Annotated in this window: 20 protein-coding genes; 12 read left to right on the top strand and 8 right to left on the bottom strand. The window is 71.0% G+C overall.

The genetic code is table 11. The annotated features are described in order from the left end of the window. Positions 1-32: 32 nt before the first annotated feature. Positions 33-497 (top strand): GNAT family N-acetyltransferase, encoded by a 465-nt coding sequence (locus IE226_RS04640; protein WP_190079701.1) that lies wholly within the window; start codon positions 33-35, stop codon positions 495-497. A 141-nt stretch (positions 498-638) separates the two neighbouring features. On the opposite strand, the gene IE226_RS04635 is transcribed toward IE226_RS04640, so the two are convergent. Beyond that, on the bottom strand, positions 639-2,117 hold the full coding sequence (locus tag IE226_RS04635) for an FG-GAP-like repeat-containing protein (protein WP_190079700.1): 1,479 nt from the start codon (positions 2,115-2,117) through the stop codon (positions 639-641). A gap of 543 nt (positions 2,118-2,660) precedes the next feature. On the opposite strand from IE226_RS04635, the gene IE226_RS04630 reads away from it, so the two are divergent. Beyond that, positions 2,661-4,118 (top strand): glutamate-cysteine ligase family protein, encoded by a 1,458-nt coding sequence (locus tag IE226_RS04630; RefSeq protein ID WP_190079699.1) that lies wholly within the window; start codon positions 2,661-2,663, stop codon positions 4,116-4,118. A 100-nt stretch (positions 4,119-4,218) separates the two neighbouring features. Then, positions 4,219-4,767, top strand: coding sequence for an EF-hand domain-containing protein (locus tag IE226_RS04625; protein ID WP_190079698.1), 549 nt, complete (start codon positions 4,219-4,221; stop codon positions 4,765-4,767). Positions 4,768-4,907: 140 nt separating this feature from the next. Here the strand turns inward: IE226_RS04625 and IE226_RS04620 are convergent, their stop codons facing one another. Continuing rightward, the gene (locus tag IE226_RS04620; RefSeq protein ID WP_190079697.1) at positions 4,908-5,888 is read right to left on the bottom strand and encodes a LacI family DNA-binding transcriptional regulator; all 981 of its coding nucleotides are present in this window, start codon (positions 5,886-5,888) and stop codon (positions 4,908-4,910) included. 215 nt (positions 5,889-6,103) lie between these two features. Here IE226_RS04620 and IE226_RS04615 point away from each other — a divergent pair, with 215 nt between their 5' ends. The 3 genes from IE226_RS04615 (at position 6,104) to IE226_RS04605 (ending at position 10,045) form a co-directional block, all read left to right on the top strand. Next, positions 6,104-7,468 (top strand): NCS2 family permease, encoded by a 1,365-nt coding sequence (locus IE226_RS04615; protein WP_190079696.1) that lies wholly within the window; start codon positions 6,104-6,106, stop codon positions 7,466-7,468. A gap of 89 nt (positions 7,469-7,557) precedes the next feature. Then, a complete protein-coding gene (locus IE226_RS04610; protein WP_190079695.1) occupies positions 7,558-9,279 on the top strand; it encodes an adenine deaminase C-terminal domain-containing protein in 1,722 nt (573 codons plus the stop codon). A gap of 574 nt (positions 9,280-9,853) precedes the next feature. Continuing rightward, complete coding sequence (locus IE226_RS04605; protein ID WP_190080115.1) at positions 9,854-10,045, top strand: hypothetical protein; 192 nt, start codon at positions 9,854-9,856, stop codon at positions 10,043-10,045. Between the two features lie 65 nt (positions 10,046-10,110). Here IE226_RS04605 and IE226_RS04600 read toward each other — a convergent pair whose 3' ends face one another. Beyond that, complete coding sequence (locus IE226_RS04600) at positions 10,111-11,703, bottom strand: long-chain-fatty-acid--CoA ligase (protein ID WP_190079694.1); 1,593 nt, start codon at positions 11,701-11,703, stop codon at positions 10,111-10,113. Between the two features lie 273 nt (positions 11,704-11,976). On the opposite strand from IE226_RS04600, the gene IE226_RS04595 reads away from it, so the two are divergent. Continuing rightward, positions 11,977-13,143 (top strand): TetR/AcrR family transcriptional regulator, encoded by a 1,167-nt coding sequence (locus IE226_RS04595; protein WP_190080071.1) that lies wholly within the window; start codon positions 11,977-11,979, stop codon positions 13,141-13,143. A 95-nt stretch (positions 13,144-13,238) separates the two neighbouring features. On the opposite strand, the gene IE226_RS04590 is transcribed toward IE226_RS04595, so the two are convergent. Continuing rightward, positions 13,239-14,447 (bottom strand): oxygenase MpaB family protein, encoded by a 1,209-nt coding sequence (locus IE226_RS04590; protein WP_190079693.1) that lies wholly within the window; start codon positions 14,445-14,447, stop codon positions 13,239-13,241. Positions 14,448-14,750: 303 nt separating this feature from the next. On the opposite strand from IE226_RS04590, the gene IE226_RS04585 reads away from it, so the two are divergent. Together IE226_RS04585 and IE226_RS04580 are read left to right on the top strand one after the other, a co-directional pair. Further along, the gene (locus IE226_RS04585) at positions 14,751-16,382 is read left to right on the top strand and encodes a succinic semialdehyde dehydrogenase (RefSeq protein WP_190079692.1); all 1,632 of its coding nucleotides are present in this window, start codon (positions 14,751-14,753) and stop codon (positions 16,380-16,382) included. Positions 16,383-16,537: 155 nt separating this feature from the next. Next, positions 16,538-17,701, top strand: coding sequence for an acyl-CoA dehydrogenase family protein (locus tag IE226_RS04580; RefSeq protein ID WP_190079691.1), 1,164 nt, complete (start codon positions 16,538-16,540; stop codon positions 17,699-17,701). A 95-nt stretch (positions 17,702-17,796) separates the two neighbouring features. Here the strand turns inward: IE226_RS04580 and IE226_RS04575 are convergent, their stop codons facing one another. Both IE226_RS04575 and IE226_RS04570 read right to left on the bottom strand, forming a co-directional pair. Continuing rightward, entirely contained in the window at positions 17,797-18,462 is a 666-nt protein-coding gene (locus IE226_RS04575) for a response regulator (protein WP_190079690.1), read from the bottom strand. After that, positions 18,459-19,586: a sensor histidine kinase gene (locus tag IE226_RS04570; protein WP_190079689.1), complete on the bottom strand. Its 1,128-nt coding sequence runs from the start codon at positions 19,584-19,586 to the stop codon at positions 18,459-18,461. The genes IE226_RS04575 and IE226_RS04570 overlap by 4 nt, the downstream gene beginning before the upstream one ends. Positions 19,587-19,815: 229 nt before the next feature. Here IE226_RS04570 and IE226_RS04565 point away from each other — a divergent pair, with 229 nt between their 5' ends. Next, the gene (locus IE226_RS04565; protein WP_190079688.1) at positions 19,816-20,190 is read left to right on the top strand and encodes a DUF6223 family protein; all 375 of its coding nucleotides are present in this window, start codon (positions 19,816-19,818) and stop codon (positions 20,188-20,190) included. Between the two features lie 11 nt (positions 20,191-20,201). Here IE226_RS04565 and IE226_RS04560 read toward each other — a convergent pair whose 3' ends face one another. Then, positions 20,202-21,476, bottom strand: coding sequence for an APC family permease (locus IE226_RS04560; RefSeq protein ID WP_190079687.1), 1,275 nt, complete (start codon positions 21,474-21,476; stop codon positions 20,202-20,204). 172 nt (positions 21,477-21,648) lie between these two features. On the opposite strand from IE226_RS04560, the gene IE226_RS04555 reads away from it, so the two are divergent. Beyond that, positions 21,649-22,368: a methyltransferase domain-containing protein gene (locus IE226_RS04555; RefSeq protein WP_190079686.1), complete on the top strand. Its 720-nt coding sequence runs from the start codon at positions 21,649-21,651 to the stop codon at positions 22,366-22,368. A 231-nt stretch (positions 22,369-22,599) separates the two neighbouring features. Continuing rightward, the gene (locus IE226_RS04550; RefSeq protein ID WP_190079685.1) at positions 22,600-22,794 is read left to right on the top strand and encodes a hypothetical protein; all 195 of its coding nucleotides are present in this window, start codon (positions 22,600-22,602) and stop codon (positions 22,792-22,794) included. A gap of 71 nt (positions 22,795-22,865) precedes the next feature. On the opposite strand, the gene yicI is transcribed toward IE226_RS04550, so the two are convergent. Further along, complete coding sequence (gene yicI / locus IE226_RS04545; RefSeq protein ID WP_190079684.1) at positions 22,866-25,103, bottom strand: alpha-xylosidase; 2,238 nt, start codon at positions 25,101-25,103, stop codon at positions 22,866-22,868. Between the last annotated feature and the right edge of the window lie 34 nt (positions 25,104-25,137).

Below are 25,137 nucleotides of genomic sequence, written 5' to 3'. Positions count from 1 at the left end.
GCAGCGGTCATCGCGTCTGGCACACTGCCCGGGTGATCGTCAGACTCGCGCAGGAACGTGACTTCCCGGGCTTTCTCGCGCTGGCCGCCGAGGTCGAGCACTGGTTCGGACCGATGGTCGGGGAACCTGGATTTCACGACGCCGTGAACGAGCACATTCGCCGCTCGACGGCGCTCGTCGCCGAATCCGCGGAATCGGGGCTCGTCGGCGGGCTGTTGTTCGGGGCGAAGGCGCCGGTCTTTCACGTCCACTGGCTGGTGGTGGCCGAAGGCGGCCGCGGCACAGGCGTCGGCCGTGCGTTGATGGACGAGGCATCGCGCCGGTTCGTGCGGGGGCCGGGCACCATCGAAGTGATCACCTTCGGAGCCGACCACCCGGGCGCGGTGACCAGCGGCGCCCGCGTCTTCTACGAAGCGCTGGGCTTCACCCCCGCCGAGGCGGCAGAGCCGGGCCCGGAAGGCGGCTCGCGGCAGGTCTACCGCCGTCCCGTCACCTGACGGACGTCGGACGACCCGCACTCACGTATCCGGCCTGCACTCACGCATCTCCGGCCTGCACTCACGCATCCGGCCTCCAGCGCGGCCGGTTGCCTGCGACCGCGCGTCGAGGAATCGGCCGCCGGGCCGGGAGCCCGGATCTCAGCTGCTGTACAGCGGCTTGCCGTACTTGTGAGCCGTGGAGAGGTCGGGGAGGCCGAGCGAACGGGGCGAGAAGGCCGCCGAGCCGGCCGCGTCGCCACGGGGCAGAAGCCAGACGGCGCCCAGGGAGGCGTTCTCGCCCGGGGATCCGACCGTGACATCGGGTGCACCGTCGCCGTTGTAGTCGCCCGCGGCGACCGCCGCGCCGAAGGCGTCGCCGGCCTCGGCGACCCCCGGCACGCGGTCCGTGTCCTGGTCCCGGGCGACGGACGTGGCCGCGCCGCCCGCGTCGAGCAGGCCCCGGGCCCCGCCGCGCAGCAGCCAGGCGGCGCCCGCTTCCGCTTCGCTCCCGATCGCCTCGCCGGGAGCGCCCGCGACCAGGTCGTCGCGGCCGTCACGGTTGACGTCGGTGACGGCGAGAGCGGCGCCGAAGCGGTCACCGTCCTCGGCCAGCCCCGGAACGCCCGGCGTGTCCTGGTTGAGGGTCTGGGTGCGGCTGCCGAACGAGCCGTCGGCGGGGCTTCCGTAGTGAACGTGGACGCCGCCTCCCTTGGCCAGTCGTTCGGGGCCGCACGGATCGTCGATGTTCTCGTCGGCGATCTCCCGGCATTCGCCCAGCGCCAGGTCGTCGTGGCCGTCGCCGTCGAAGTCGCCCGCGGCCAGGGCGCTCACGCCGGCGTTGTCCGTGTTCCAGAAGTTGGCCATCTCCGACCGCTCGGCGTCCCATCTGAACAGGCGTACGTGGGACTGTGTGTTGGGCTGGCCCGCGGTCCAGTACGCCAGGGCCAGGTCCGCCGTGCCGTCGCTGTCGAAGTCGCCGGTGGCCAGCACGGGGGCGCGGCCGCCCATGGGCGCGGCGACCACGGTAGTGATCATGCTGTCTTCGCCTTGGATGACACGGGCGACGACCTTGTCCGTGCCGCCGATCACGATCGCCTTGTTGCCGCCGTTGTCGCCGCCGGTCAGGTCGGCCGCCGTGACCGATCGGCCGTAGGCCGCCGACGGCGCGGGTCCGGTCAGGACCGACGATCCCGGTCCCGGCCCGTCCGTCGAGCCGCCCACGGCGATGACCATGCCCGCGTCCGTGCCGCGGTCGGTGACGTCCTCACCCGGGACACCGGCGAGCAGTTCCGCGATGCCGTCGCCGTTGAGGTCGGTCAGGGCCACCGCCGCGCCGAAGCGGTCGCCCGCCTCCGGGGCTCCGGGCACCTCGGCGGTGGCCTGGGTGACACGGATGCTTCCGTGGGCGCCGACGCCCTTCGAGCCGCCCCAGACGATGTTCACGTACCCGGCCTTGGCCTGGCCTGCGACGGTGCCGTCGGGGACGCCGACGGCGAGATCCGCGTAGCCGTCGCCGTTGAAGTCGCTCGCGGCGGTGCGGGGTGCGGCAGCGGTGGCACCGGCCGGGAACACGAACCCGGCCGTGGCCGCGGCGGCGACTGCGATGGCATATGTCAGGAGACGGCGGCTGTGCGGCATGGAGGCTCCACTCGCTCGATGTGCAGGGCAGGACAGGACAGCGGATTATCTGGTGTGACCGTCGAAGGGCGGAGCTGGTTGTACGGAGTCGCGTCGTCCGTGCGGCCGGCCGGTCCGCGGTTCCACCGCCCGCTCGTCGGGCGGTTGGCGGTGGCGTCGAGCACGGCAGACGACGAGGGACCCGCTGGCCCCGCTGCCCCCTCGGCAGGGCCAGGGGCGGCGGTTGCGGTTACTGTTCCTGTACCAGATCAGACCGGCACAGGAGGGCACGAAAGGGAACCTGGAACAACCGGTCCGTTCCGCCCGGACGCCGCGCAGGCTGTGCATGCACGCACGCAGGCATGCACGCAAGCACGCACCATTCCGCGCCACGTGCGGGCGCGGTTTGATTCGCTGGGCACCGCGCGGGCGGAGGCCGCCGCTACCTGCGTCCAGCGATCACTGTGTTTCCGGACGGCCTGAGGTGGTCGGTCTGCGCCGATCATGCAGCAGGTGGTGCGGGCCGTGAGCTGTCGTAGTGGTCCGTCGAACGAGGAGCAGTCCATGGGGCGCGAGTTGCGGCAGACCGTGTTCACCGAACGGGATCACCAGCTGTTCCGGACACGCCTTGAACAGTCGCTCGGCGTCCTCGACCACACCGTGACCCGGCCCTCCTTCGGCCTTCCGCACCCCATGCTCGGCGCCGAACTGGAGTTGTTCCTGGCCGCCCCGGACGACGGTCTGCCTGTCGGGCGCAACGAGGAAGTGCGGCTGGCCGTCGCCGACTCGCGCCTCGTCCTTGAAGTGAACCGCTACAACCTGGAAGCGAACCTCACCCCCGTCGCCCTGTGCGGCACCCCTTTCACCGCCCTGCACCGGGAGATGCGCGATCTGCTCGATGCCGTCGCCACAGCGGCTCTGCCCCACGGCGCGGTGCCGTACTGCTCGGGCATTCTGCCCTCCCTGCGCCCCGGCGATCTCACACGCCGTAACGTTTCGCGGAAGGTTCGCTACGGACTCATCGACGATGCCCTCGGCCGCTCCCCGCGCGAGCTGCGTGTCCAAGGCGAGCAGAGCTGCCGTCTGCGCTCCGACACGGTGTGCGCGCAGGGCGCGGTCAGCTCCTGGCAGATCCATCTGACCGTCCCCGCGGCGGAGTTCGCCCGCTTCTACAACGCGGCGCAGCTCGTCATCGCCCCGGTTCTCGCTGTCTGCGCGAACTCTCCCGTGCTGTTCGGCCGCCTGCTCTGGGACGAGACCCGCATCACCTGGTACGAGCAGGCTTTCGGCCCGCGCGGGGGTACTTCGTCCGGCGCGGGCGAACGTTCCGGCTTCGGCGGGGGCTGGGTGCGTGAAGGGGTGGGCGAGCTCATGGAAGCCGCGTGCAGGCACCGCCCCCTGGTGCCGGCCTGCGCCGACACCCCGCCCGAGGAGTCCGCCCGCAACGGCGGGCCTGCTGAGCTCGACGAACTGCGGCTGCACGTGGGCACTGTCTGGTGGTGGAACCGTCCCGTGTACGACCCCACAGGCGAGGGGCATCTGCGGATCGAGATGCGTGCACTGCCTTCTGGCCCCACTCCCGGAGACATGGCCGCGAACGCCGCCCTGCTCGTCGGGCTGGTCCTCGACCACGCCGCCGAGGAGGGGCCGGTGATTCCCGCCCTCCCTTTCGCGCAGGCCCGCGCCAACTTCTACGCCGCCGCCCGCCAGGGGATGAGCGCCGCACTGTGGTGGCCGGAGCAAGGTAGTGGACCGGTGCAGCGGAACGCGCGCGAGCTGATCGTGTCTCTTCTGGGGCGCGCGGCCCGCGGCCTGGCCGGGGCCGGGGTGAGGGACAGTGAGATCCAGCGGTGGCTGGGTGTCATCGAGGCTCGTGCCGCCTCCGGTCATTCCCCCGCGCACTGGTACCGGCGCGCCCGTAGTGCGGGCGCCTGCGATCGTGAGATCTTCCGCCGTTCCCTGGAGCTTGCGTCACAGGATGTCCCGGTCCATCACTGGACGGTGCCGGGATCCACGCGCTGAGAGAGCCGGCGGCGCCGCGGTGCCGCTCCGGCCACCAGCGGGGTGACGACGGCCGGGAATAGACCTGGCCGAACTGCTGACGCGGTCTTAGTTTGCGCCTATGAGTGAGCTGCGGAAACGCAAGTACGAGCGGTGGTTTCGTGCCGCGGACGTCGACGGCGACGGCGCGATAACACGGCAGGACGTGCTCGTCATGGGCGAACGCTATGTCCGGGCCAGGGGCATTCCCCCCGGCTCGCCGGAGGCTCGGCAGATGGACGAGACCCTGCATCAGTTCTGGGATGCGGTGATCGCTCCCATGGACGCCGACAAGAACGACAGGGTGAGTTCGGAGGAGCTGACGCAGGCGTTCGCCGGCACTTTCGCCGATCGCGCTCGCTACCCCGAGGAGCTCGCGCCGGTCGCCGACCGCTTCTTCGACCAGGCCGACGGCGACGGCGATGGTGCGATCAGCCTTGCCGAGTTCACCCACATCTTCGGCAGTACGGGGCGTGCGCCCGACGACGAGTGCGCCGCGGTGTTCAACGCGCTCGACCTCGACGCCTCAGGAGCCCTGTCGCGGGCCGAGTACCACAAGGCCGCATCGGAGTTCTTCTACGGAGACGATCCCGATTCACCGGCCAATCATCTCTTCGGCCGCCTCGAGTAGTTGCGCGGAGACCGGCCCCGGCAGGCGCTCGGCCGGGAGCCGGAGCAGTCGCGCTCCGGCGGACCTGGAGAACATCCGGCCCGGTCGGCCTGTGCTCGCGGCCGGTGCCAAGTCCGACGGACAGAGGCGGCTGCGGCCGGCTACCGGCGGCCGCGCGGCGGAGCCGTCGAGGCCCGCAGGACGGGAGCGGCCGGCAGGCGCGAGGTGACCGTGCGCCGGTGGCCGTCGAGCAGCTCGTGGAGGCGGGTGACGGCCAGTGCCCCGGCTTCTTGGAGCGGCACGTCGAGCGCGGTCACCGGGGGCGTGGTGGCGCTGAGCGTGCTGAGGTCGTCGGCTGCGGCCAGACTCACGTCCTCGGGGACGCGTCGTCCGGCCGCGCCGAGGCCGTGCAGCAGCCCCAGTGTGAGATAGCTGTTGTAGGCGAGGACCGCCGTGGCGTCGTCGGGCAGCGCCCGTGAGGCCTCGATCCCGGCGTCGAACGTGGGCGGCAGGGGGCCGAGGACGCGGACGCGGGCGCCGGCCGCCGAGGCCTGTGCGGTGAGGGCCGTACGCCGCTGCTCGTCGGCCCAGGAGTCCGCGGGGCCGGAGACGTAGGCGATGTCGCGGTGGCCCTGGGCCAGGAGGTGGTCGAGGAGCTCGGTCAGACCCGCGGCGGTGTCGGCCACCACGGCGGGCAAGCGGCCCACCTGGCGGTCGACGAGGACCAGCGGGCGCCGGCGGAACCGCTCGCGCAGCGCGGTGTCCGTGCCGACCGGGGTCACCATGATCAGACCGTCGGCCTGCTCGGAGAGCCGGTCGGCCAGGGCGGCCTCGCGCTGTGCGTGGTACTCCGAGACCGCGATCAGGAGGTGGCTCTCGGTCTCCTCCGCCGCCTGCTGTGCACCCATCACCAACGGTGCGAAGAACGGGTTCGAGAGCGTGGGCACGATCAGGCCGATCAGGCCCGTGCGGCCCGTGGTCAGCGCGCGGGCGGCGGCGTTCGGGTGGAAACCGAGCCGGTCGGCCGCCTCCTGGACGCGCAGCCGTGTGGCCTCGGCGACCAGTTCGGGGCGCTGCAGTGCCCGCGAGGCGGTGGCCTTGGACACCCCCGCCGCACGCGCCACGTCCAAGAGCGTCGCCAATGCCGTCCCCTGCCTCATGTGCCCGGCAAGATCGTAGATCCGTCCGAGGCCAGTGTTCACTTTCTCCTGATGCCGTGCCATGATACCCGCAACCGGTCTCTGCAACCGGTTTCAGAGACCGGTTGCAGAGACTGGGCCAAGCCGGGTTCCCCGCGCGCCCGCACTCTGACCGCGCCGCCCACCGCGTGCCCGCCCCTCACCCCGCCGAGGTCCCCATGCCCACCACCGCTCCGCCCCCCGGCGAGCAGACCGACGCCGTCACCCCGCCGCCCGCCTCACCCGTCGAGCGGCTCTTCGGCGTCCGCGACCGCGGCAGCAGCCACCGCACGGAACTCGTGGCGGGCGCCTCGATGTTCATGGCCGCCGCCTACGCCGTCGTCGTGGTCCCCGGCCAGCTGGCCTCCGCCGGCGTGCCGCACGGCGCCGCGACGACCGCCGTCATCATCGCCATCGCCCTGGCGACGCTGGCCATGGGCCTGGTCGCCAACCTGCCGTTCGTCGTCGCCCCGGGCCTCGGCGGCGTGGCCCTGATCGCCTTCACCATCGTCGGCCAGGACCATGTCCCCTGGGACACGGCACTCGGCATGGTGTTCTGGTCCGGCGTCGCCTTCCTGCTGCTCACCCTCTTCGGCATCCGCGACCTCGTCACGCGGCTCATGCCGATCAACCTCAAGTACGCCATCAGCGGCGGCCTGGGTCTCTACATCGCCCTCATCGGATTCCGCGACGCCGACCTCGTCGTCGGCAACGCCGACAAGGCCGCCCTCTCGGTCGGCGATCTCTCCGAGCCCACCGCGCTGCTTGCCCTGGGCGGGCTGCTGCTGCTCACGGCGCTCGCCGCGCGCAAGGTGCCGGGCGCCTTCCTCATCACCATCGCGGCCGTCACGCTCGTCGGTGTGCCCCTGGGCGTGACCGACGTTCCCGACAGCCTCTTCTCGGCCCCCGACTCGCCCGGCCCCCTCCTCTTCCACATCGACATCCTCGGCGCCCTCAAGCCCGAGTACTTCCCCTACATCTTCGCGTTCTTCGTGTCCGAGTTCTTCTCCATGACCGGAACCCTCCTTGCCGTCTCCGGACGTGCGGGGCTCCTGGACAAGGACGGCAACATCCCCGGCTCCCGGCGCCCCTTCCTCGTCGACTCGGTCTCGGTGATGGGCGGTTCGGCCGTGGGCGCACCCTCGATGACCGCCTACCTGGAATCGTCGGCCGCCGCCGACGCGGGCGGCAAGACCGGCCTTGCCTCGGTGTGGGCCGCGTGCGGCTTCGCGCTGCTGCTGCTCGTCACCCCCTTCGCCACCCTGATCCCGTCCGCCGCCACCGCGCCGGTCCTGATGTTCATCGGCCTGAACATGCTCGGCGCGCTCAGGAACGTCGACTTCAAGGACCCGACCAACGCCGTCCCGGCCGCCCTGACCGTGGCGACCACGCTGTTCTTCGGGAACTTCGGCACCGGCATCGCGACCGGCCTGGCGGCCCACGTCCTGGTCAAGACCGTCAGCGGCCGGGTGCGTGAGGTGCCCTGGCCGCTGTGGATCGTCATGATCCCGCTGGGCTACTACTTCTACACACTCGTCCCCTGAGCGCCCCTCCGGCCCGGCACGACCATCACCTTCCGACGGGGGCCGCAACCGCCCCGGCGAGACAACCCCACTCCAAGGAGCACGAGCACATGAGTGAGCAGCACGACCTCCGGATCAGCGGCGGGCGCGTGGTGTCCACCTTCACCGGTGAGGAGTTCGCCGCGGACGTACTGGTACGGGGCGACCGCATCACCGGCGTGCTCCCGCCCGGCACCCCCGCCACGGCCGTGGAGGAGATCGACGCGACCGGCATGCTGATCGTGCCCGGTTTCGTGGACGCCCACATGCACATCGAGAGTGCCTTCCTGACGCCGCAGGAGTTCGCCGCCGTGACGCTGGCCCGGGGCACGACGACGGTCCTCGCCGACCCGCACGAGATCGTCAACGTCGCAGGCCGGGACGCCATGCGCTGGATGATCGACGCGGGCCGCGAGACCGCCCAGACCCAGCTGTGGGGCGTCCCCTCGTGCGTGCCCGCGCTGGAGGGCCTGGAGCACGCTGGCGCGGCACTCTCCGCCGACGACATCGCGGACATGCTGGAGTGGCCGGGCGTCATCGCACTGGGCGAGGTCATGGACTACCGCGCCGTCGTCGCCGGCGACCGCCGCATGCACGAGATCACCGCCGCGGCCCGCGCGCACGACGCGATCCTCGACGGCCACTGCCCGAACCTGACCGGCGCGGAACTGAGCGCGTACCTGGCGACCGGGGTGGACTCCGACCACACCAAGAACCGCACCGAAGTGGTCCTGGAGAAGGCACGCCTGGGCATGACGATGATGCTCCAGGAGAAGTGCCTCAGCCCGGACGTGGCGATGGCCCTGCTGTCCTTGCCCCAACTACCGCCGCTGTGCCTGGTCACGGACGACCTCGCGGCCGATCACATCGTCGAGCGCGGCCACTTGGACCACATCGCGCGGGTCGCGGTGGCCGCCGGGTTCCCGCCCCATGCCGTCCTCAAGGCCCTGACCTGGACGCCGGCCCAGCGTCTGCGCCTGTACGACCGCGGTGTCGTCTCCCCGGGCAAGCGCGCCGACTTGGTCCTGCTGAGGGGCGAACTCGACGCGTTCGACCCCGCCGTGGTCCTTGCGGGCGGCCGCGTCGTGGGCCGCGACGGCGCACCCGTACAGGCGACGGCGCCCGCCCCGCAGACCCCGGCCGTGCCGCCCCTGGACAGCCGCCTGGAGGTGGAACCCCAGGACGCGGACGGCTTCCGCTGGCGCGTGGACCTGCCCGACGGCACGCACCGCTTCCGGGCGATGAGCGTCAACCCGCGCGACACCTACACCGAAGCGACCGAGATCGACCTCCCGGTCTCCGGCGGCGAGGTGCACTGGGAGGGACGCACCACACTGGTCCGCGTACGCAACCGCTACGGACGCCCCGGCGCGGTCTTCGCCCCGCTTTCGGGCCGGGATCTGGGAGACGGCGCCGTGGCATCGACGTACGCCCACGACAGCCACAACCTCCTGACCATCGGCACCTCACGCGCGGCGATGGCCGCGGCCGCCGCGACCGTCGTGGCCGACGGGGGAGGGGTGGCCGTCGTCCGGGGCGCCGCTGGCGACACCGTGGCGGCGCGCATGCCGCTGCCCGTGGGCGGCGTGCTGTCCGCCCGCCCGGCCCACGACGTCGCCGACCAAGCGGCCGCGGTGCGCACGGCGCTGGAAACCTGGGGCTGGAACCACCTCAACCCGTTCATGAGCGTGTCGACCCTGACCCTCGCCGTCTCACCCGCCCTCAAGATCACCGACCGCTCGCTCGTGGACGTGGCACGCCGCGAACCGGTGGCGGCGACGATCACGCACTGAGTCGCTCTTTGGAGTGACGAAGAGCGTCGGGCGGGATCCACCTCCGTGTCGGCATGGGCGTCGCTCACGGCGTTCGAGGCCGTGGGCTCGGTGGTCCTGGTGCTGTGACCGCGCCTGCCGGCCACCGCCTTCGTCGTGGGCTTCGAGGCGCTGATGACGGCGCTGATGACGGCGCTGATGACGGCGCTGGTGGCGGCGCTGGTGGCGGCGCTGGTGGCGGCGCTGGTGGGCAGCGCGAGTGAGGGCGCCAAGCTCTCTCCGCTGGTGTTCCTGCCACTGGCCGTGCTGCTCTACAACCCGGGCAGTCACTGCACGAGCTGGGCGCGCACCGTGCGGGCGCTGGCCGGTGGCGGTGTGCCGGCCGCGGCCGGTCTGTGGGTGAACCGGCCGACCACCGAGTCCGGTGACTTCCGGAAGGTCTGGACGTTTCTGCCGCGCTGGCTCCGATGCCGCTGGCGTGGGCGATGGGATTCGCCGCACGGACCCGGCAGACGCTCCTCGCCGCGGCCGAGCGGCGCGCGGCCGACGCCAGCCCGGCGCAACCCCTGGACGGCAGCGCTTCCAGAAAGCGCTGATGTCCGGCGAGTTGCTGCCCGCGGCCCAGCTGAAGCAGGTGCGCACCACCGTGGTCGCACCCGAGGAAGCCGCGGATACGGACAAGGCCCTCGTCGACGCCGGGATCTGCCAGATGCCGGGCAAGGAGCCGACTGCACAGGGCGCGAGGACTTCGAAGGGCGCGAGCACTTCACAGGGCGCGAGCGAATAGAGACCGCGAGGTGCGGGAGGAAAGGCCGGGCCCGGTTGCTGCCGCGCGGCACCAACCACGGCGGCTCAGGGGTTTTCCTGTGCGCGCACGTCGTCCTCCCGCAACTGTCCCTTGATGACCTTCCCCCCGGCGTTGCGGGGAAGTCCGGGGACCAGCCTGAGGTCCTTGGGCATCTTGAAGGAGGCGAGCTTCCCTACGAGGAAGTCGGTCAGCTGGGGGAGCGACAGCTCGCCCCGCGGTGCCGGCGTGACGACGGCGACCGGCACTTGGCCCCAGCGCTCGTCGGGCCTGCCGATCACCGCGACCTCGCGGACCGAGGGGTGCTCGGCGATGACGTTCTCCAGTTCGGCGCAGTAGATGTTCTCGCCGCCGCTGATGATCATGTCTTTGGCGCGGTCGACGACCCAGATGAAGCCCTCCGGGTCCTGCTTGACCAGATCGCCGGAGTGGAACCACCCGCCGTGGAAGGCGGCCGCGGTTTCCTCGGGCTTGTTCCAGTACCCCTGCGTCACGGTCGGGCCGCGGTAGACGATCTCGCCGACTTCGCCGGCCGGGACGTCGTTCATGGCGGCGTCGACGATGCGGTACTGGAGTGTCGGGATCGGCCGGCCGACCGAACCGAGCTTGCGCAGGGCGTCCGTGCCGCGCAGGACGCAGGTGATCGGGGAGGTTTCGGTCTGGCCGAAGACCGCGACGTTGAGCGCCCGGGGAAAGCACTCGTCCATGGTGCGAAGGGTCGCGTCGCTAGCGGGTGCGGCTCCCCAGCTGATGACGCGCAGCTTGAGGTCGCGCTTGCGGATGTCAGGCTGGGCGCAGATCAGTTCCCACTGCTGCGGGACGTTGAAGACGATCGTGGCGCCCTCGCGTTCGTAGGCGTCGAGCACGGCCCCGGGGTCGAAGGCCCCGAGGGGGTGGATTACCACGGTGCTGCCGACCAGGAAGTTCGCGACGATCGAACCCAGGCCCGCGATGTGGAAGAACGGAGCGGTGAGGAAGCCGACATCGGCATCGTCGAAGATGTCCATCGCCCGGATGCAGGTGATCGCCTGTATCTGCATGTTGCGGTGGGAGAGCATGACTCCCTTCGGCCGGCCGGTGGTACCCGAGGTGTACATGATCAGCGCGGTGGATTCCTCGCTGATGTCGGGCAGTTCCATCGGCTCGTGCGCCGAAAGGAACTCCTCGTAGGCGGTCTCGCCTTCGGCTCCGGCCGTACTTGCCGCGTCCTCGGCCGGGTCGTCGATCACGATGACCGTGCCGATCGACGCGGTGTTCGGTACGGCGCGGAGCAGCGGCAGGAGCCGTGCGTCGACGACGATCGCCGTAGGAGTGCAGTCGGTCAGGATGTAGTCGAGTTCCAGTGGTGCGAGCCGGAAGCTGAGGGGTACGGCCATGGCCCCCAGACTGTTCGCCGCGAACAGGCTTTCCACGAACCACGGATGGTTCAGCGTCAGCAGGGCCACGCGGTCACCCGCGACGACACCGCGATCGGCGAGGGCCGCGGCCAGTTGCAGCGAGCGCCGCGACAGCTGTGCCCAGGTCGTGGTCTTTCCGAGGTGGCGCAGGGCGGGCTTGTCGGGTCGCATCATCGCGTGGGTGGCCGCATGGGCCATCCAGTGGTGACGGAAGGACCATGCGGGAGCCGTATCGACAGACATGCCACTCCTCGGGTTCCGGATGGGCGGGTGAAGTCGGGCGATGAGTCGGGTGGGGGAGTCGGGTCGAGGGAGTTGGTGGGGGAGGGGGTCGCCGCCATTATGCCCGCGACACGGCCGCTCAAGAAGCTTTTTGTTAATGGAGAATCACATCGTGGTGCAGGGAGTCCACCTCGCGAGGCGGCGGTCCGCGGAGGGTACGGGCCGCGGAGCGTCTTGTGATTCACTGGCGCGCATGGCCCTGTCTCCTTGTCGTCCTTGTCGGCGAGCCCGCTGGTGAACGCCGATCCGATCGCGGCCGTGCGGCCGCGCAACCGCAGGCAGCTCATCGTCGAGGCGGCGGGCCGGGTGTTCAGTGAGCGCGGCTATCACGCGGCGTCCATGGAGGAGATCGCCGCGGCGGTCGGTATCAGCGCGGCGGCTCTGTACCGGCATTTCCCCAACAAGTACGCGCTGTTCGCCGAGTGCGCGAACGTCATGGTCGACCGGCTCGTCGCCGTGCTCGGTGAGGTGTCGCCGGACGCCGGTCCCGCGGAGGTGCTGGGCGCCGTGACCGGGGTCGCGGTGAACCACCGTGCCTCGGGCGGCCTCTACCGATGGGAGGCCCGCTACCTCGAACACGAGGACCGCCGGCAACTGCGGGAGAAGTTCGCTCGCGTCGTCGGACGGGTGACCGAGGCCGTGCGCCGCGATCACCCCTCGCCCGCGGCCGAGTTGTGTGCCGCGGCGTCCCTCGGCGTGATCGGGTCCATCACGACCCATCACGTCTCCATCGCGCAGCGCCGGGCCGAGGAGGTGCTGCTGGCATCCGCCCTGCGCGTGGCCGCCACCGATCCGGCGACGGCCGTCGGCCGGGCGCGCTGCGTCGAACTGCCCGCACAGCCGGTGCCGCGCACCCGGCGCGCGGAGATCCTCGCCGCAGCCATCCCGCTGTTCGCGCGGGACGGGTTCGCCAAGGTGACGAACGGACGGATCGCGGAGGCGGTCGGCCTGGTCCCCTCCGCCATCTACCGCCACTACCCGGGCAAGGTGGACATCCTGGTGGCGGCGTGCCTGCAGGCGGCCGGACTGCTGGCCCAGGCCGTGGACCGCAGCCTCGACGAAGTGGCCGACCCGCACGACGCCGTGGTCGCCCTGGCGGCGACGTATGTCGCCTACAGCTTCGAGCACACCGCGCTCACCAGCGTCGCCGAGGCCGAAGTCGTGGGGCTGCCGGCCGATCTGCAGCAGCCCCTGATCCGCGCGCAGCGCGACCACATCGCCGTGTGGGAGCAGCAACTGCGCTCGGCCCGCCCCGAGTTGGACCCCCGGCAGGCGCGCGTCCTGGTGCATGCGGGGTTCGGTGCAGTGGTCGAGGCGGGCCGCCGACTGCGCTGGCAGGACACCCCAGAGCACCGCGGCGCCGTCACCGCTCTGGTCGTGGCCGCCCTGGGGGTGGGCTGACCGCGGTCCGCGCCGGATCGGGTTCCTCCGGTCGGGGCGAACGCCTCTCGATCCGCCGGGCGGTCGCGGGTCTCCACGCATCCCGGGCGTTCGCCTCAGGCGCCGGGACGGTTCGCGGTGGGCAGGGTGATCGGGGTCTGGGTCGGCGAGGTGCCGTTGTTGAGGAACAGCATGGCGATGCCGCGTACGACCTGGTCGAAGAGGTAGAGGCCGTCCGGCACGATGGGCGAAAGGCCTTCGCGGAACCTGACGTACGTCGGCCAGGCGGCCTTGATCAGAGTCCGTGAGATCCGGTCGTGGGGCAGATCGAGCCAGTCGCCGTACGTGTCGCTGATCAGATAGCGGACCATCTCGCTCACGAATCCGGTGGTCAGGCCCAGGGTGGGGTCCTCGACGTACCCGAGCAGCGTCTTGGCCAGGCTGATGCCCTCGGGGGTCGGGGCAACCCGGGGCCACAGCATCTGATCGGCCTGCGCCTGTGCGTCCGGCCAGGTCGCGGGGATGAACTGGCGTTGTACGCCGAGCAGATGGAGGGCGACCTGCCAGGCGTGCAGGTCGGCTGCCAGCTCCCGGGAGGACAGCTTGATGCCCCACTTCTTGAGGTTGTTCTGCGCGACGGTGGCCACGGAATGGAAGGTGACCAGGATGTCGCCGTTGCTGATCGGCTTCGGCTGGTCCGCGGTCTCCATGAAGCGCTTGGAGGTCAGCAGCAGGCTGCGGACCGTGGAGTGCACCAGGCGCGTCTTGTTGGCGGAGACCAGGAAGTGCCCCGCCGGCTGCCAGGCCGTCGGGCTGTGCAGGTCGTAGCCGAAGGTGAACGTCTTGGCCGCGCGCTCCTTCATGTCGGCGCCGCCGGCCGACCAGTAGACCGCCCTGGCTTCCCGCGGGATCACGGTGCTCAGAATCCCGCTGCCAAGGCTCTCGGACACGAACAGATAGCTGTTCAGCCGCTTGTAGAGCTTCTCGGAAGCGGCCAGGAGCGCGGGATCGGCCCATGACGGCAGTCGGTTGACCTGTGTCAGGTAGTCCGTCAGATAGCCGGGCATGCCCGACGGCAGCGGGTCGCTGTTGTCGACCCACGACTCCCAGGCCTTGTTGACGGCCGGGATCGAGCCGTCGGCCAGGAGCCGGGCCGCCACGTCGTCCGCGTCGGGGTCCCAGACCGAGAACGGGTCGGTGACCGCGTCGGTTCCGGCGATCGAGCCCTTGGACGACCAGGACCACGCGCCGGGCGCACTCGTCACACTCGCGAGTCCCAGCACGGCTCCGATCGAGAGAGCGCGCCTTCTGGTGAGATTCTCCATTTACTTGCCTACCTTCCGTGCGCGCGCTGTACCGCCGAGATTGCGCGCAACGTCGCCGTCATTGCGAGGCTGATGTGCGGGCTCCGGTTCGGCCCTAGGCTGTTCTCGTCTGTGATTTCGGATTAACATAACGACGCGTTAGGGCGACGGCAAGGCCTCTGCGCGGTCCGGAAACCGCTGCCGTTGCCCCTGCAACACGCGGCAGCGGCGTGACCAGGCGGAAGCACCGCCCCATCCGACCCGCACCCGTTGCGCATCTGCCCCGTATCTGACCCGCATCCGTCCGGCACCCCGAGGAGCCCCATGAACACGGAGCAGGACCAGACCGAAGCGCCGCCGCCCCGGTCGTCGCCGGACGCCGGCTCCCGGCCCGCCTGGGTGTCCGGCGAACTGCTCGATCAGTGGTGCGCGTGGGTGCACCGGGACGAGTCCCGCCAGGCACCGAACGAGCCCCGGCCGCTGACAGCGCTCGCGCCGTGGGACCTGACGCCGGTCGCACCCGTTCCTGCCTGCACTCCCGAGGACGTCCGCTCCGCGGCCACGGCAGCCCTGGCCGCCCAGCGTGCATGGGCGCGAACACCGCCGGCGCACCGGACCGGGATCGTGCTCGCCTTCCACGACCTGCTCCTCCGGCGGCAGGACCAGGTGCTCGACCTCATCCAGTGGGAGACGGGCAAGGCCCGCTATCACGCCTGGCAGGAGGTGGCGCAGGTCGCGGCCATCGCCCGCCACTACGCACGCCGCGCCGCCCGCTACCTGACCACGCGTCGCGTACGCGGCATGGTCCCCGGCCTGACCAAGGTGAGGGAACCAAGGGTCCCCAAGGGCGTGGTCGGCATCATCTCTCCGTGGAACTACCCGCTTTACCTGGGGGTCGGCGACGTACTGCCGGCGCTCCTGGCCGGCAACGCCGTCGTCTCCAAGGCCGACTCCCAGACCGCGCTGACCCTGCTGTGGACGCGGGCACTGCTGCACGAGGCGGGACTGCCCGCCGATCTGTGGCACATCGTCGTCGGTGACGGCCCCGTGGTGGGCACCGCCCTGATCGACGCCGTCGACTTCGTCTGCTTCACCGGCTCGACCGCCACCGGACGCACCGTCGCGGAGCGCGCCGCACGCCGGCTGGTGGGGGCCTCGCTCGAACTCGGCGGCAAGAACCCGCTGATCGTGCGCGAGGACGCCGACATCGCCGCCGCGGCAGCCGGCACGGTGGTGGCCGCCTTCGCCAACACCGGGCAGATGTGCATCCACATCGAGCGCGCCTACGTGCACGAGAAGGTCTACGACGCCTTCCGCGAGGAACTCCTGCGCGCGACGCGGGCGCTGCGCCTGGGACGGACCTACGACTGGGCGGCGGACCTGGGACCGCTCGTCTCGCCCGCGCAACTCGCCGCGGTCGCCGCCCACGTCGACGACGCCCTGGCCAAGGGAGCGAAGGTGCTTGCGGGAGGCCGGGCCAGGCCCGACATCGGCCCGCTGTTCTACGAACCGACGATCCTCGAAGGCGTCACCGCCGACATGGACGTCTGCGAAAGGGAAACGTTCGGCCCGGTCCTCTCGCTGTACCCCTGTGCCACGGACGACGAGGCACTGAAGCTGGCCAACCAGGGAACCTATGGCTTGTCGGCCTCCATCTGGTCCAAGGACACCCGCGAGGCCGCCCGTATGGCCCGGCTCATCCGCTGCGGATCGGTCAACATCAACGACGGTGCCGCCGCCGCGGCGGGCAGCATCGAGGCCGGCATGGGCGGCGCGGGCGACAGCGGCCTCGGCCGCCGCCACGGAGCCGAGGGCATCCGCAAGTACACCGAGAGCCAGACGGTCGCCGTGCAGCGCCTGATGCCGCTCGGCCCGTCACCGAAACAGTCGGCCGAGAGCTTCGCCCGGCGCACCAACAGGCAACTGTCCCTGCTGCGCCGGATCGGCGTGCGATGACCGACAACGTGCCTGCCGCGGGCGAGCGGCGGCACTGACGGCTCGCTGCGCCACTCCCACCGGGTCCCACCGGGGCCTGCCACCACCCGCTCCACCCATCCCTCTTCGCTCCTTCTTCGATCCCAACTCGATCATGATCTGGAACAGGAGTCCTGATGACCGATGTGATCTCCGCCGAGCGGTCGCTGTACGAGGACGAGCACGAGCTCCTGCGGGAGACGGCCCGCGCCTTCGCCGACAAGCACGCCGAGCCGCACGCCGAGCAGTGGCGGATCGAGGGCAAGGTCGACCGTGAACTCTTCCGCGAGGCCGCCGCGGCGGGCATCCTCGGCTTCAACATCCCCGAGGAATACGGCGGCGCCGGAGTCGGTGACTACCGTTTCAACGCCGTGATCGGCGAGGAATTCTCCCGCCATCCCGCTGCGGACGGCCTTGCCTCACTGACCTTGTCCAACGACATCGTCGTTCCCTACTTCACCGACCTGACCGACGACCGGCAAAAGGCCCGCTGGCTGCCGGGCATCGCCGCCGGAGAGCTTGTCGTCGCGGTCGCGATGACGGAACCCGGGACCGGCAGCGACCTGGCAGGCATCGCCACCACGGCCGTCCGCGACGGCGACGACTATGTGGTCAACGGCAGCAAGGTCTTCATCTCCAACGGCCAGAACGCCGACCTGGTCGTCACCGCCGTACGGACCGGACCGGACCGCCACGGCGGGATCAGCCTGCTGGTCATCGAGGCGGACCGGGCCGGCTTCTCGCGGGGGCGCAACCTGGAAAAGGTCGGCCTGCACGCCCAGGACACCAGCGAACTGTTCTTCCAGGACGTACGGGTGCCTGCCGCCAACCTGCTCGGACCGGAAGGCACCGGTTTCAAGGCCCTGGTGCGCAACCTGCCCCAGGAGCGGATCTCGATCGCCGCCAACGCCGTGGCGTCCATCGAGGGCGTGCTCGAACGCACCCTGGAGTACGTCAGGGAGCGCAAGGCGTTCGGCCGGCCCATCGGCTCCTTCCAGAACACCCGCTTCGAACTGGCCGACATGGTGACCACCGCCCGGGTGGGACGTGCCTACCTGGACGATCTGCTCGCCCGGCACTCCCGCGGCGAACTGAGCGCGGTGGACGCCGCGTCGGCGAAGTTCTGGGCCACCGAGCGGTACGTGGACATCGTGGGACGCTGTCTCCAACTGCACGGCGCCTACGGCTACATGCTCGAATACCGCATCGCGCACGACTACCTGGACTCGCGCATCACCACCATCTACGGCGGTACCACCGAGATCATGAAGGAGATCGTCGGACGGGACCTGGGGCTGTGAGGCGGTGCACGCGAAGGCCGGTTTCATCCCGGCCCCGAAGCCCGGGAACTTCATGACCCCGGGGGCGGCGGGATGAGCGGGGCCACCGCCGGTCGTCACGGGCGGGGCGGTGGGGTGATCAGGCCGGATTCGTAGGCGAGAACCACGAGTTGGGCGCGGTCGCGGGCGTGGAGTTTGGCCATGGCGCGGTTGATGTGGGTCTTGGCGGTCAGGGGGCTGATGACCAGGCGATCGGCGATCTCGTGGTTGGACAGGCCCCGGGCGGCCAGGACGACCGCCTCGCGTTCGCGGTTGGTCAGCTCCTCGAGGCCGTCAACAGCCCGGGCGGGCGGCGGCTGGCTGACGTACCGGTCGATGAGCTTGCGGGTGACGGCCGGTGCCAGCAAAGCGTCACCGCGGGCGGCGACGCGTACGGCGTGCAGGAAGTCCTCCGGGAGAATGTCCTTGACGAGGAAGCCGGCGGCGCCGGCCCGCAGCGCCTGGAAGATGTACTCGTCCATGCCGTAGTTGGTCAGCATGACCACATGCACCTCGGCCAGAGCCGGATCCCCGGCGATGCACCGGGTCGCTTCGATGCCGTTCATGACAGGCATCTGGATGTCTATGAGCGCGACATCGGGCAGGTGCTCCTTGACCAGACGCAGGGCCTCTTGGCCGTCGGCGGCCTCGGCCACCACCTGGATGTCGTCTTCGAGGTCGAGCAGCGCACGGAAGCCGCTGCGGATGAGCGGCTGGTCATCGACCAGCAGGACCCGGATCACGAGGCTCCGTTCGTGGGGAGTTCGGCGTGGACGGTGAAACCCCCTGCGCTGCGCGGCCCGGTGCGCAGCCGGCCGCCCAAGGCCGTGACACGTTCGCGCATGCCGAGCAGCCCCAGGCCAGGCGTCGGGTCGGGGCGCGTGCCGGCCTTTCCGTTGTCGTCGACGCTAATGGTGAGGGTCTCCTGCCGGACGTCGACGAGCACTGAGGCGGTGGTCGCCGCGGCGTGCCGGGCGATGTTGGTGAGTGACTCCTGGACGATCCGGTACGCGGTACGGCCCACCGCGGCCGGTACGGCGTGCAGCGGCCCTTCGATGACCAGGGTCGTCTCCAGGCCGGTCGTCCGGAACCGTTTCACCAGGTCGGGAATGTGGTCGAGTCCGTGCGGCGGGGCGGTGTCGTCGTCGCGCAGGGCCTCGAGGGTCGCGCGCAGCTCCCGACTCGCCTCCCTGCCGGCTTCCTGGATCGCGAGCAGAGCCTGCGGCACCTGCTCGCCCCGGCGCCGGGCCACGTGGACCGCGACCTCGGACTGCACCTTGATGACAGAGATCTGGTGGGTGAGCGAGTCGTGCAACTCCCGCGCGATGCGCAGCCGTTCCTCGTCGGCCCGGCGCCGGGCGGTCTCCTCGCGGGTGTGCTCGGCTTCGTCCGCCCGGCGTTCGGCCTGCCGCACCGCCTCCCCGGCGGCGAAGGCTGCGATCAGCCAGGCGATCTCCAGGGTGCTCCGGGCCTGTGCCACGACCTCGCGGGCGGACCCGTCGTGGAAGACCAGGGCCGTCAGGTGGAGCACGGCCACCAAGCACACAGAGGCGGCCAGCGCGGCAACTCGGTGCCCGGCGCGTACCGCGCTGTAGACCGCGACCAGATAGGAGACGGCGAGCACTTCGAACCCGGCTGCCAGGTGGCCCACCGCGCACAACCCCGTGACGGCCAGAACCACGAGCGGCATCCGCCGGCGCCCGGCCAGCACCAACCCGCCCGCCGCAAGCAGCGCGGAGCCCAGCAACTCGCGGCCCCCGTCCGGGTGCGGCCCCAACAGCCCGGTGCCCAGCAGCAGCACCGCCACGCCCGCGGCGATCGCCCAGTCGGTGACCCCGGCCGGGACAGCGAACCGTCCTATGCCCATAGGCGCACCGTATCCGGGCCCGGCCGCGGGCGGGTCCGGCTGGGGGACGATCGTCCGGCTACCGCGGGCGCGGTACTCCCGCGCTTTCTGCCACGTCCGCGGTACCCGTATCCCGCGGCGGCGGCAGCGGAAAGTGTCTGCCTCTGCCGGACGACCCGCAGGGGGCCCGGCACCCATGCTCAAGGCACATCGAGCCTCGCAGTCAGCGACGGAGAACGAGGAGAGCGACATGAGTGCTTCAGCAGTGCTGATGGCGGCCGCCGAGGGCGGGATCATCGGTGAGGGGCGCACGGGGGCCAACCTTGCCCTGGGAGTCGGGCTGCTCGGTCTGGCCGTCGGCTGGCCGGCCCTCACCCGGGCCGGCGGCAGGATCAGCACCGGCAATGCGCGCATCGGCGGGGTCGCGGCCATGGCGGCGGGGGTGGTCGGCACGGTCCTCGCGGTGTTGCACGCGGCCACCTCCAGTGGCGGACCCGGCACCGGCAACGGACTCGTCGGCGCCGTCGTGGCTGTCCCGTTGGGGCTGGGTGCGGTGTTCCTAGGCCGCCGTGCGCTCACCCGGCACCAACGCATGGGTCGGCCCGCCGAACCGATGCCCCGCTGACCGGCACCGGGTCACGGCGTGCGCGCGCGCACCGCACGCCGGACCCCGTAGACGGCGGCGCCGAGAGCAAGGACCGCGGCGCCGCCGATCACCGAGGGCGCCGGGAGAGCGAAGGAGAGGGCAAGGCAGCCGGCGAGGCCGACGGCCGGGATGACCCGCGCCGGGCGGCCCTCGTCCACGGTGAGGGTCCAGGCGGAGGCGTTGGCGACGGCGTAATAGGCGAGCACCCCGAAAGAGGAGAACCCGATGGCCCCGCGCACGTCGGCCGTCGCCGCGACCACCGCCACCACGGCGCCGACGACGAGCTCGGCACGGTGGGGCACCTTGGTCTTCGGGTGGACGGCGGCCAGGACGTGCGGCAGATGCCGATCGCGGGCCATGGCCAACGTGGTGCGGGAGACGCCCAGGATCAGGGCGAGCAGGGAGCCGAGCGCGGCGACGGCCGCGCCGACGCGGACGACGGGCACGAGCCAGTCGCCGCCCGCGGCCCGGGCGCCGTCCGAAAGCGGTGCCGTCGTCTCGGCCAGCCGGTCCGGGCCCAGCGCCATCAGGACGGCGACCGCGACGAGGGCGTACACGAGAAGCGTGATGCCCAGCGCGATCGGGATCGCCCGCGGAATCGTACGGGCCGGATCGCGTACCTCCTCGCCGAGCGTGGCGATGCGGGCGTATCCGGCGAAGGCGAAGAACAGCAGCCCCGCCGCCTGGAGCACACCACCGGCGGCGGCGTCGGAGCCGATCTCCAGCCGGGTCGCGTCCGCCGCGGAAGAGGTGAGCAGCGTGACCACCACGGCGGCGAGGACCGCCAGGACCACGGCCACGATGACCCGGGTCAGCAGCGCCGACTTCTGCACCCCGGCGTAGTTCACCGCCGTCAGCGCCACCACGGCGGCGACCGCGACCGCGTGCTCCTGCCCCGGCCACACGTATGAGCCGACCGTGAGCGCCATCGCCGCGCAGGACGCGGACTTGCCGACCACGAACGCCCACCCCGCCAGATAGCCCCAGAAGTCGCCCAGGCGGTCGCGGCCGTACACGTACGTGCCGCCCGACGCCGGATACCGGGCCGCCAGGCGTGCGGAGGAGGTGGCGTTGCAGTAGGCGACCACGGCCGCCAGCGCCAGGCTGATCAGCAGTCCGGAGCCGGCCGCGCTCGCGGCAGGGGCGAGCGCGGCGAAGATCCCGGCGCCGATCATCGACCCCAGACCGATCATGACGGCGTCCGGCACACCGAGCCGCCGGTTCAGTTCGTCCGGCATCCCGGCGGCGGTCGAAGATTTGCTCATGAGTCCACGCTCTGCTGTCCGAGTCCGGCGTACGTGACATGGGCGCGGTCGGCGAACGACCGGCCGACCGCGCCCATGACATCATCGCCCGACACCCGCCCCGAGCGGCAACACCCCCCGGCCGCCGGGTGCGGCATTGCCTGCGGGGCCGCGTGCCGCTACGGTCCCGCACGTGCCGGACTCCTACGCCGATCTGTCGCGTTACTACGACCTCGTCATGACTTCGGGCTACTACGACTACGACGCCTACGCGCGTGCGCTCTTGGCCCGCGTCGGCGACAGTACCGATCTGCTGGAACTCGGGGTGGGTACCGGCCTGGTCTGCGACCGGCTGCTGGAACTGAGCCCCGCGCAGCTGCGGATCACCGGCATCGACCACACCGCCGGCATGCTGGAACTGGCCCGCGGGAGACTGGGCGACCGAGCGCGGCTGCTGCACGAGGACGTCCTGGAGATGTCCCTGTCCTCTTCCTTGTCCTCTTCCTCCTTCGACGCCGCATACTCTGTCGGCGGTGTCTGGTTCATCATCCAGGACCAGGGCGAGGCCTGGCTGAGCAGTCACCTGATGGACGAGGAGGACAACGCCCGGGGCCTGGCCAACGTCGCCGCCTCCCTCAAGCCCGGCGGATCGCTGCTGCTCGCCGTCCAGGGACCCCACCGGCCCTACGAACGCGCCCTGCCCGGCGGGCTGCTCTACGCCCAGGATGTCGAGGTCGACGAAGAGGGCCGGGGCACCAAGGACTACTTCATCAAGCGGCAGCAGACGCTGCTCGCCCACCAACGTCTGCGCTTTCGCCTCATCCCCCGACGCAGGGCCGATCACCTGCTGCAAAGGTGCGGGTTCACCCTCCGGGAGAGCGACGAGGTTCTCTGGCGGTACGTCAGGCAGTAGCAGTAGAGGACGGGGCAGTCGGGGTCATGACCGGCATCAGGGTTGCAGATACGTTTCTCCGATACGACTGATGGGTCTTGGCGGGTGACGCAGCGCGAGGCGGGCGCCGGTGCGGCGCGCGGAGCCGGTACGACTTTCCCCACGGGCGGACGTGGTCCGCGGGATCGCGTACGGCCTGTGCGGGCGAGGCAGCTCCTCGTCCGCCCCGCACTCACGAAAGGGCACGTCTTCATGCGCTTGCGTACCGCTCTCACCGCCACTGCTCTGGCAGCCTTCGCCGTCCTGGGCGCCTCCGGCGTGGCCGCCGCCGACGACGATCACGCCGTCGTCGTCAACGAGTCGGGCTCGGCGGTCAGCGCCGGGTCCACGCACGTCGAGCACGACGTCGACACCATGACCAGCTTCGGCGACCTGGTTCTGGACTGAACAACTGATCGCCCCGGCCGGCGAGCCCCGCGAACTCGCCTGACCGGGGCCGCCGCTCAGGGGGCCGGTATCTACAAGTCGACCGACCCCACGGTGCGTGGAGCCTCGCGTCCGGCCGACGGGGTGACGGTCGCCGCCCCGGCCGTCGCGTCGCGCGTCACCTCGTAGACGGCGGCGGGACGGCCGCTGTGGTCGGGGACGGTCACCGTCACCTGGTGGGCGTCGGGCGTGACGAGCAGGGTGAGGTCCTCCAGCCAGTCCCCGTCGGGGCGCCCGGTGTCGGAGCCGAGCGGGAGGACCGCTCCCGGACGGACGTACAGGGGGAGGCTGTCGAAGCCGTGGGTCTCGCGGCGCCAGGCGGGGCCCTGGACGTGTTCGCCGGTCAAGAGGTGGGTCCAGGTGCCCTCGGGCAGGTAGTACTCGACATCGCCGTCGGCGGTGAAGACCGGGGCGACGAGCAGGTCGGGGCCGAGCATGTACTGCCGGTCCAGGGCGCGGGCGGTGGGGTCCCCGGGGAATTCCAGGAGCATGGGCCGCATCAGCGGTACGCCGGCCTGCTGGGCTTCGGCCGCGGCGCCGTAGAGGTAGGGCATGAGGCGGTGCTTGAGCCGCGTGAACAGCCGTGCCACGTCGACTGCTTCGTCCCCGAACTCCCACGGCACGCGATAGGAACTCGAACCGTGCAGGCGGCTGTGGGAGGAGAGCAGGCCGAAGGCGAGCCAGCGCTTGAAGACGGCCGGGTCGGGGGTGCCCTCGAAGCCGCCGATGTCGTGCGACCAGAAGCCGAAGCCCGAGAGCGACAGTGACAGGCCGCCGCGCAGCGATTCGGCCATCGCGCCGAACGACGACCAGCAGTCGCCGCCCCAGTGCACCGGGTACTGCTGCCCGCCGGCCGTCGCCGAGCGGGCGAACAGGACGGCTTCGCCCGTGCCGCGTTCCTTCTCCAGGAGTTCGAAGACGGTGCGGTTGTACAGGTGCGTGTAGTAGTTGTGCATGCGCTCCGGGTCGGAGCCGTCGTGCCACCGCACGTCGGTGGGGATGCGCTCGCCGAAGTCGGTCTTGAAGCAGTCGACGCCCTGGTCGAGCAGTACTTTCAGCTTCGACTTGAACCAGGCGCCGGCCTCGGGATTGGTGAAGTCGACCAGGGCCATGCCCGCCTGCCACAGGTCCCACTGCCAGATGTCGCCGTTCGGCCGCTTCACCAGGTAGCCCGCGGCGGCGGCCTCGTCGAACAGGTCCGACTTCTGGGCGATGTACGGGTTGATCCAGACGGAGATCTTCAGGCCCCGCTCCTTGAGGCGGGCCAGCATGCCCTCGGGGTCGGGGAAGACGTCCGGATCCCAGGTGAAGTTGGACCATTCGTACTCACGCATCCAGAAGCAGTCGAAGTGGAAGACGCTGAGCGGGATGTCACGCTCGGCCATTCCGTCGACGAAGGAGGTCACCGTCTCCTCGTCGTACTGCGTGGTGAAGGAGGTGGTGAGCCACAGTCCGAACGACCACGCCGGGGGCAGCGCGGGGCGGCCGGTGAGCGCGGTGTAGCGGCGCAGCACCTCCTTGGGCGTCGGGCCCGCGACGACGTAGTACTCCAGTGACTGGTCCTCGACGCTGAACTGCATGTGCCCGACCGACTCCGAGCCGATCTCGTAGCTCACCTTGCCGGGGTGGTTGACGAACACGCCGTACGCGCCGGCGGGGGAGAGGTGCAGGCTGAACGGGACGTTCTTGTATGCCTGTTCGCTGCTCGTGCCGCCGTCGGCCTGCCACATGTCCACGACCTGGCCGTTCTTCACGAACGGGGTGAAGCGTTCGCCCAGACCGTAGACCTGTTCGCCGACTCCCAGCGCAAGCCGTCCGGCCATGTGGTGCGCGCCGTCGCCCGTGGTGAAGAAGGCCGTTCCCTTGCGTCCCGCCGAGGTCACCGGGCGACCGTCGGCGTCGCTGAACGCCAACTCCCAGGGTGCGGCGGTGTCGAGACGGACGGTGAGTGGGCCGCTGGTCAGCTCGATCAGGTCGCCGTCCCGGCGCACCGCGCCGACTCCGGTGTCCGTGCCCGGCAGAGCGAAGTCCGGGCCGAGACGCCGCTTGCCCGCCAGGTGCGTGGTGCGGACGCCGATGACGCCCTCGGCGGGGGAGAAGCAGTCGACGGTCAGCAGAGGGGAGTTGAGGGTGTCGCCGCGGCGTTCGACACGCTTGATCGCGGCGTGGGCGGTGAAGCGGTCGGCGTCGGATCGGACGCCGCGGACCTCGGTGGCGTACGAGGCCTGGACCCCGTCGCGCATGAGCCAGAAGCCGTCGGTGAACTTCATGATCTTCCTCGGGGTGGTGCGGGGTGGCCGTTCG

The organism is Streptomyces longisporoflavus (genome assembly GCF_014649775.1).
GTDB lineage: Bacteria > Actinomycetota > Actinomycetes > Streptomycetales > Streptomycetaceae > Streptomyces > Streptomyces longisporoflavus.
The sequence above is the reverse complement of the archived record's forward strand: the minus strand, read 5'-3'. Positions and strand labels throughout refer to the sequence as shown.

Coding starts and splice junctions, on each gene's coding strand:
- IE226_RS04635 (WP_190079700.1), bottom strand. CDS start 2,117: ATGCCGCACAGCCGCCGTCTCCTGACATATGCCATCGCAGTCGCCGCC.
- IE226_RS04630 (WP_190079699.1), top strand. CDS start 2,661: ATGGGGCGCGAGTTGCGGCAGACCGTGTTCACCGAACGGGATCACCAG.
- IE226_RS04625 (WP_190079698.1), top strand. CDS start 4,219: ATGAGTGAGCTGCGGAAACGCAAGTACGAGCGGTGGTTTCGTGCCGCG.
- IE226_RS04615 (WP_190079696.1), top strand. CDS start 6,104: ATGCCCACCACCGCTCCGCCCCCCGGCGAGCAGACCGACGCCGTCACC.
- IE226_RS04610 (WP_190079695.1), top strand. CDS start 7,558: ATGAGTGAGCAGCACGACCTCCGGATCAGCGGCGGGCGCGTGGTGTCC.
- IE226_RS04605 (WP_190080115.1), top strand. CDS start 9,854: ATGTCCGGCGAGTTGCTGCCCGCGGCCCAGCTGAAGCAGGTGCGCACC.
- IE226_RS04600 (WP_190079694.1), bottom strand. CDS start 11,703: ATGTCTGTCGATACGGCTCCCGCATGGTCCTTCCGTCACCACTGGATG.
- IE226_RS04590 (WP_190079693.1), bottom strand. CDS start 14,447: ATGGAGAATCTCACCAGAAGGCGCGCTCTCTCGATCGGAGCCGTGCTG.
- IE226_RS04585 (WP_190079692.1), top strand. CDS start 14,751: ATGAACACGGAGCAGGACCAGACCGAAGCGCCGCCGCCCCGGTCGTCG.
- IE226_RS04580 (WP_190079691.1), top strand. CDS start 16,538: ATGACCGATGTGATCTCCGCCGAGCGGTCGCTGTACGAGGACGAGCAC.
- IE226_RS04570 (WP_190079689.1), bottom strand. CDS start 19,586: ATGGGCATAGGACGGTTCGCTGTCCCGGCCGGGGTCACCGACTGGGCG.
- IE226_RS04565 (WP_190079688.1), top strand. CDS start 19,816: ATGAGTGCTTCAGCAGTGCTGATGGCGGCCGCCGAGGGCGGGATCATC.
- IE226_RS04560 (WP_190079687.1), bottom strand. CDS start 21,476: ATGAGCAAATCTTCGACCGCCGCCGGGATGCCGGACGAACTGAACCGG.
- IE226_RS04550 (WP_190079685.1), top strand. CDS start 22,600: ATGCGCTTGCGTACCGCTCTCACCGCCACTGCTCTGGCAGCCTTCGCC.
- yicI (WP_190079684.1), bottom strand. CDS start 25,103: ATGAAGTTCACCGACGGCTTCTGGCTCATGCGCGACGGGGTCCAGGCC.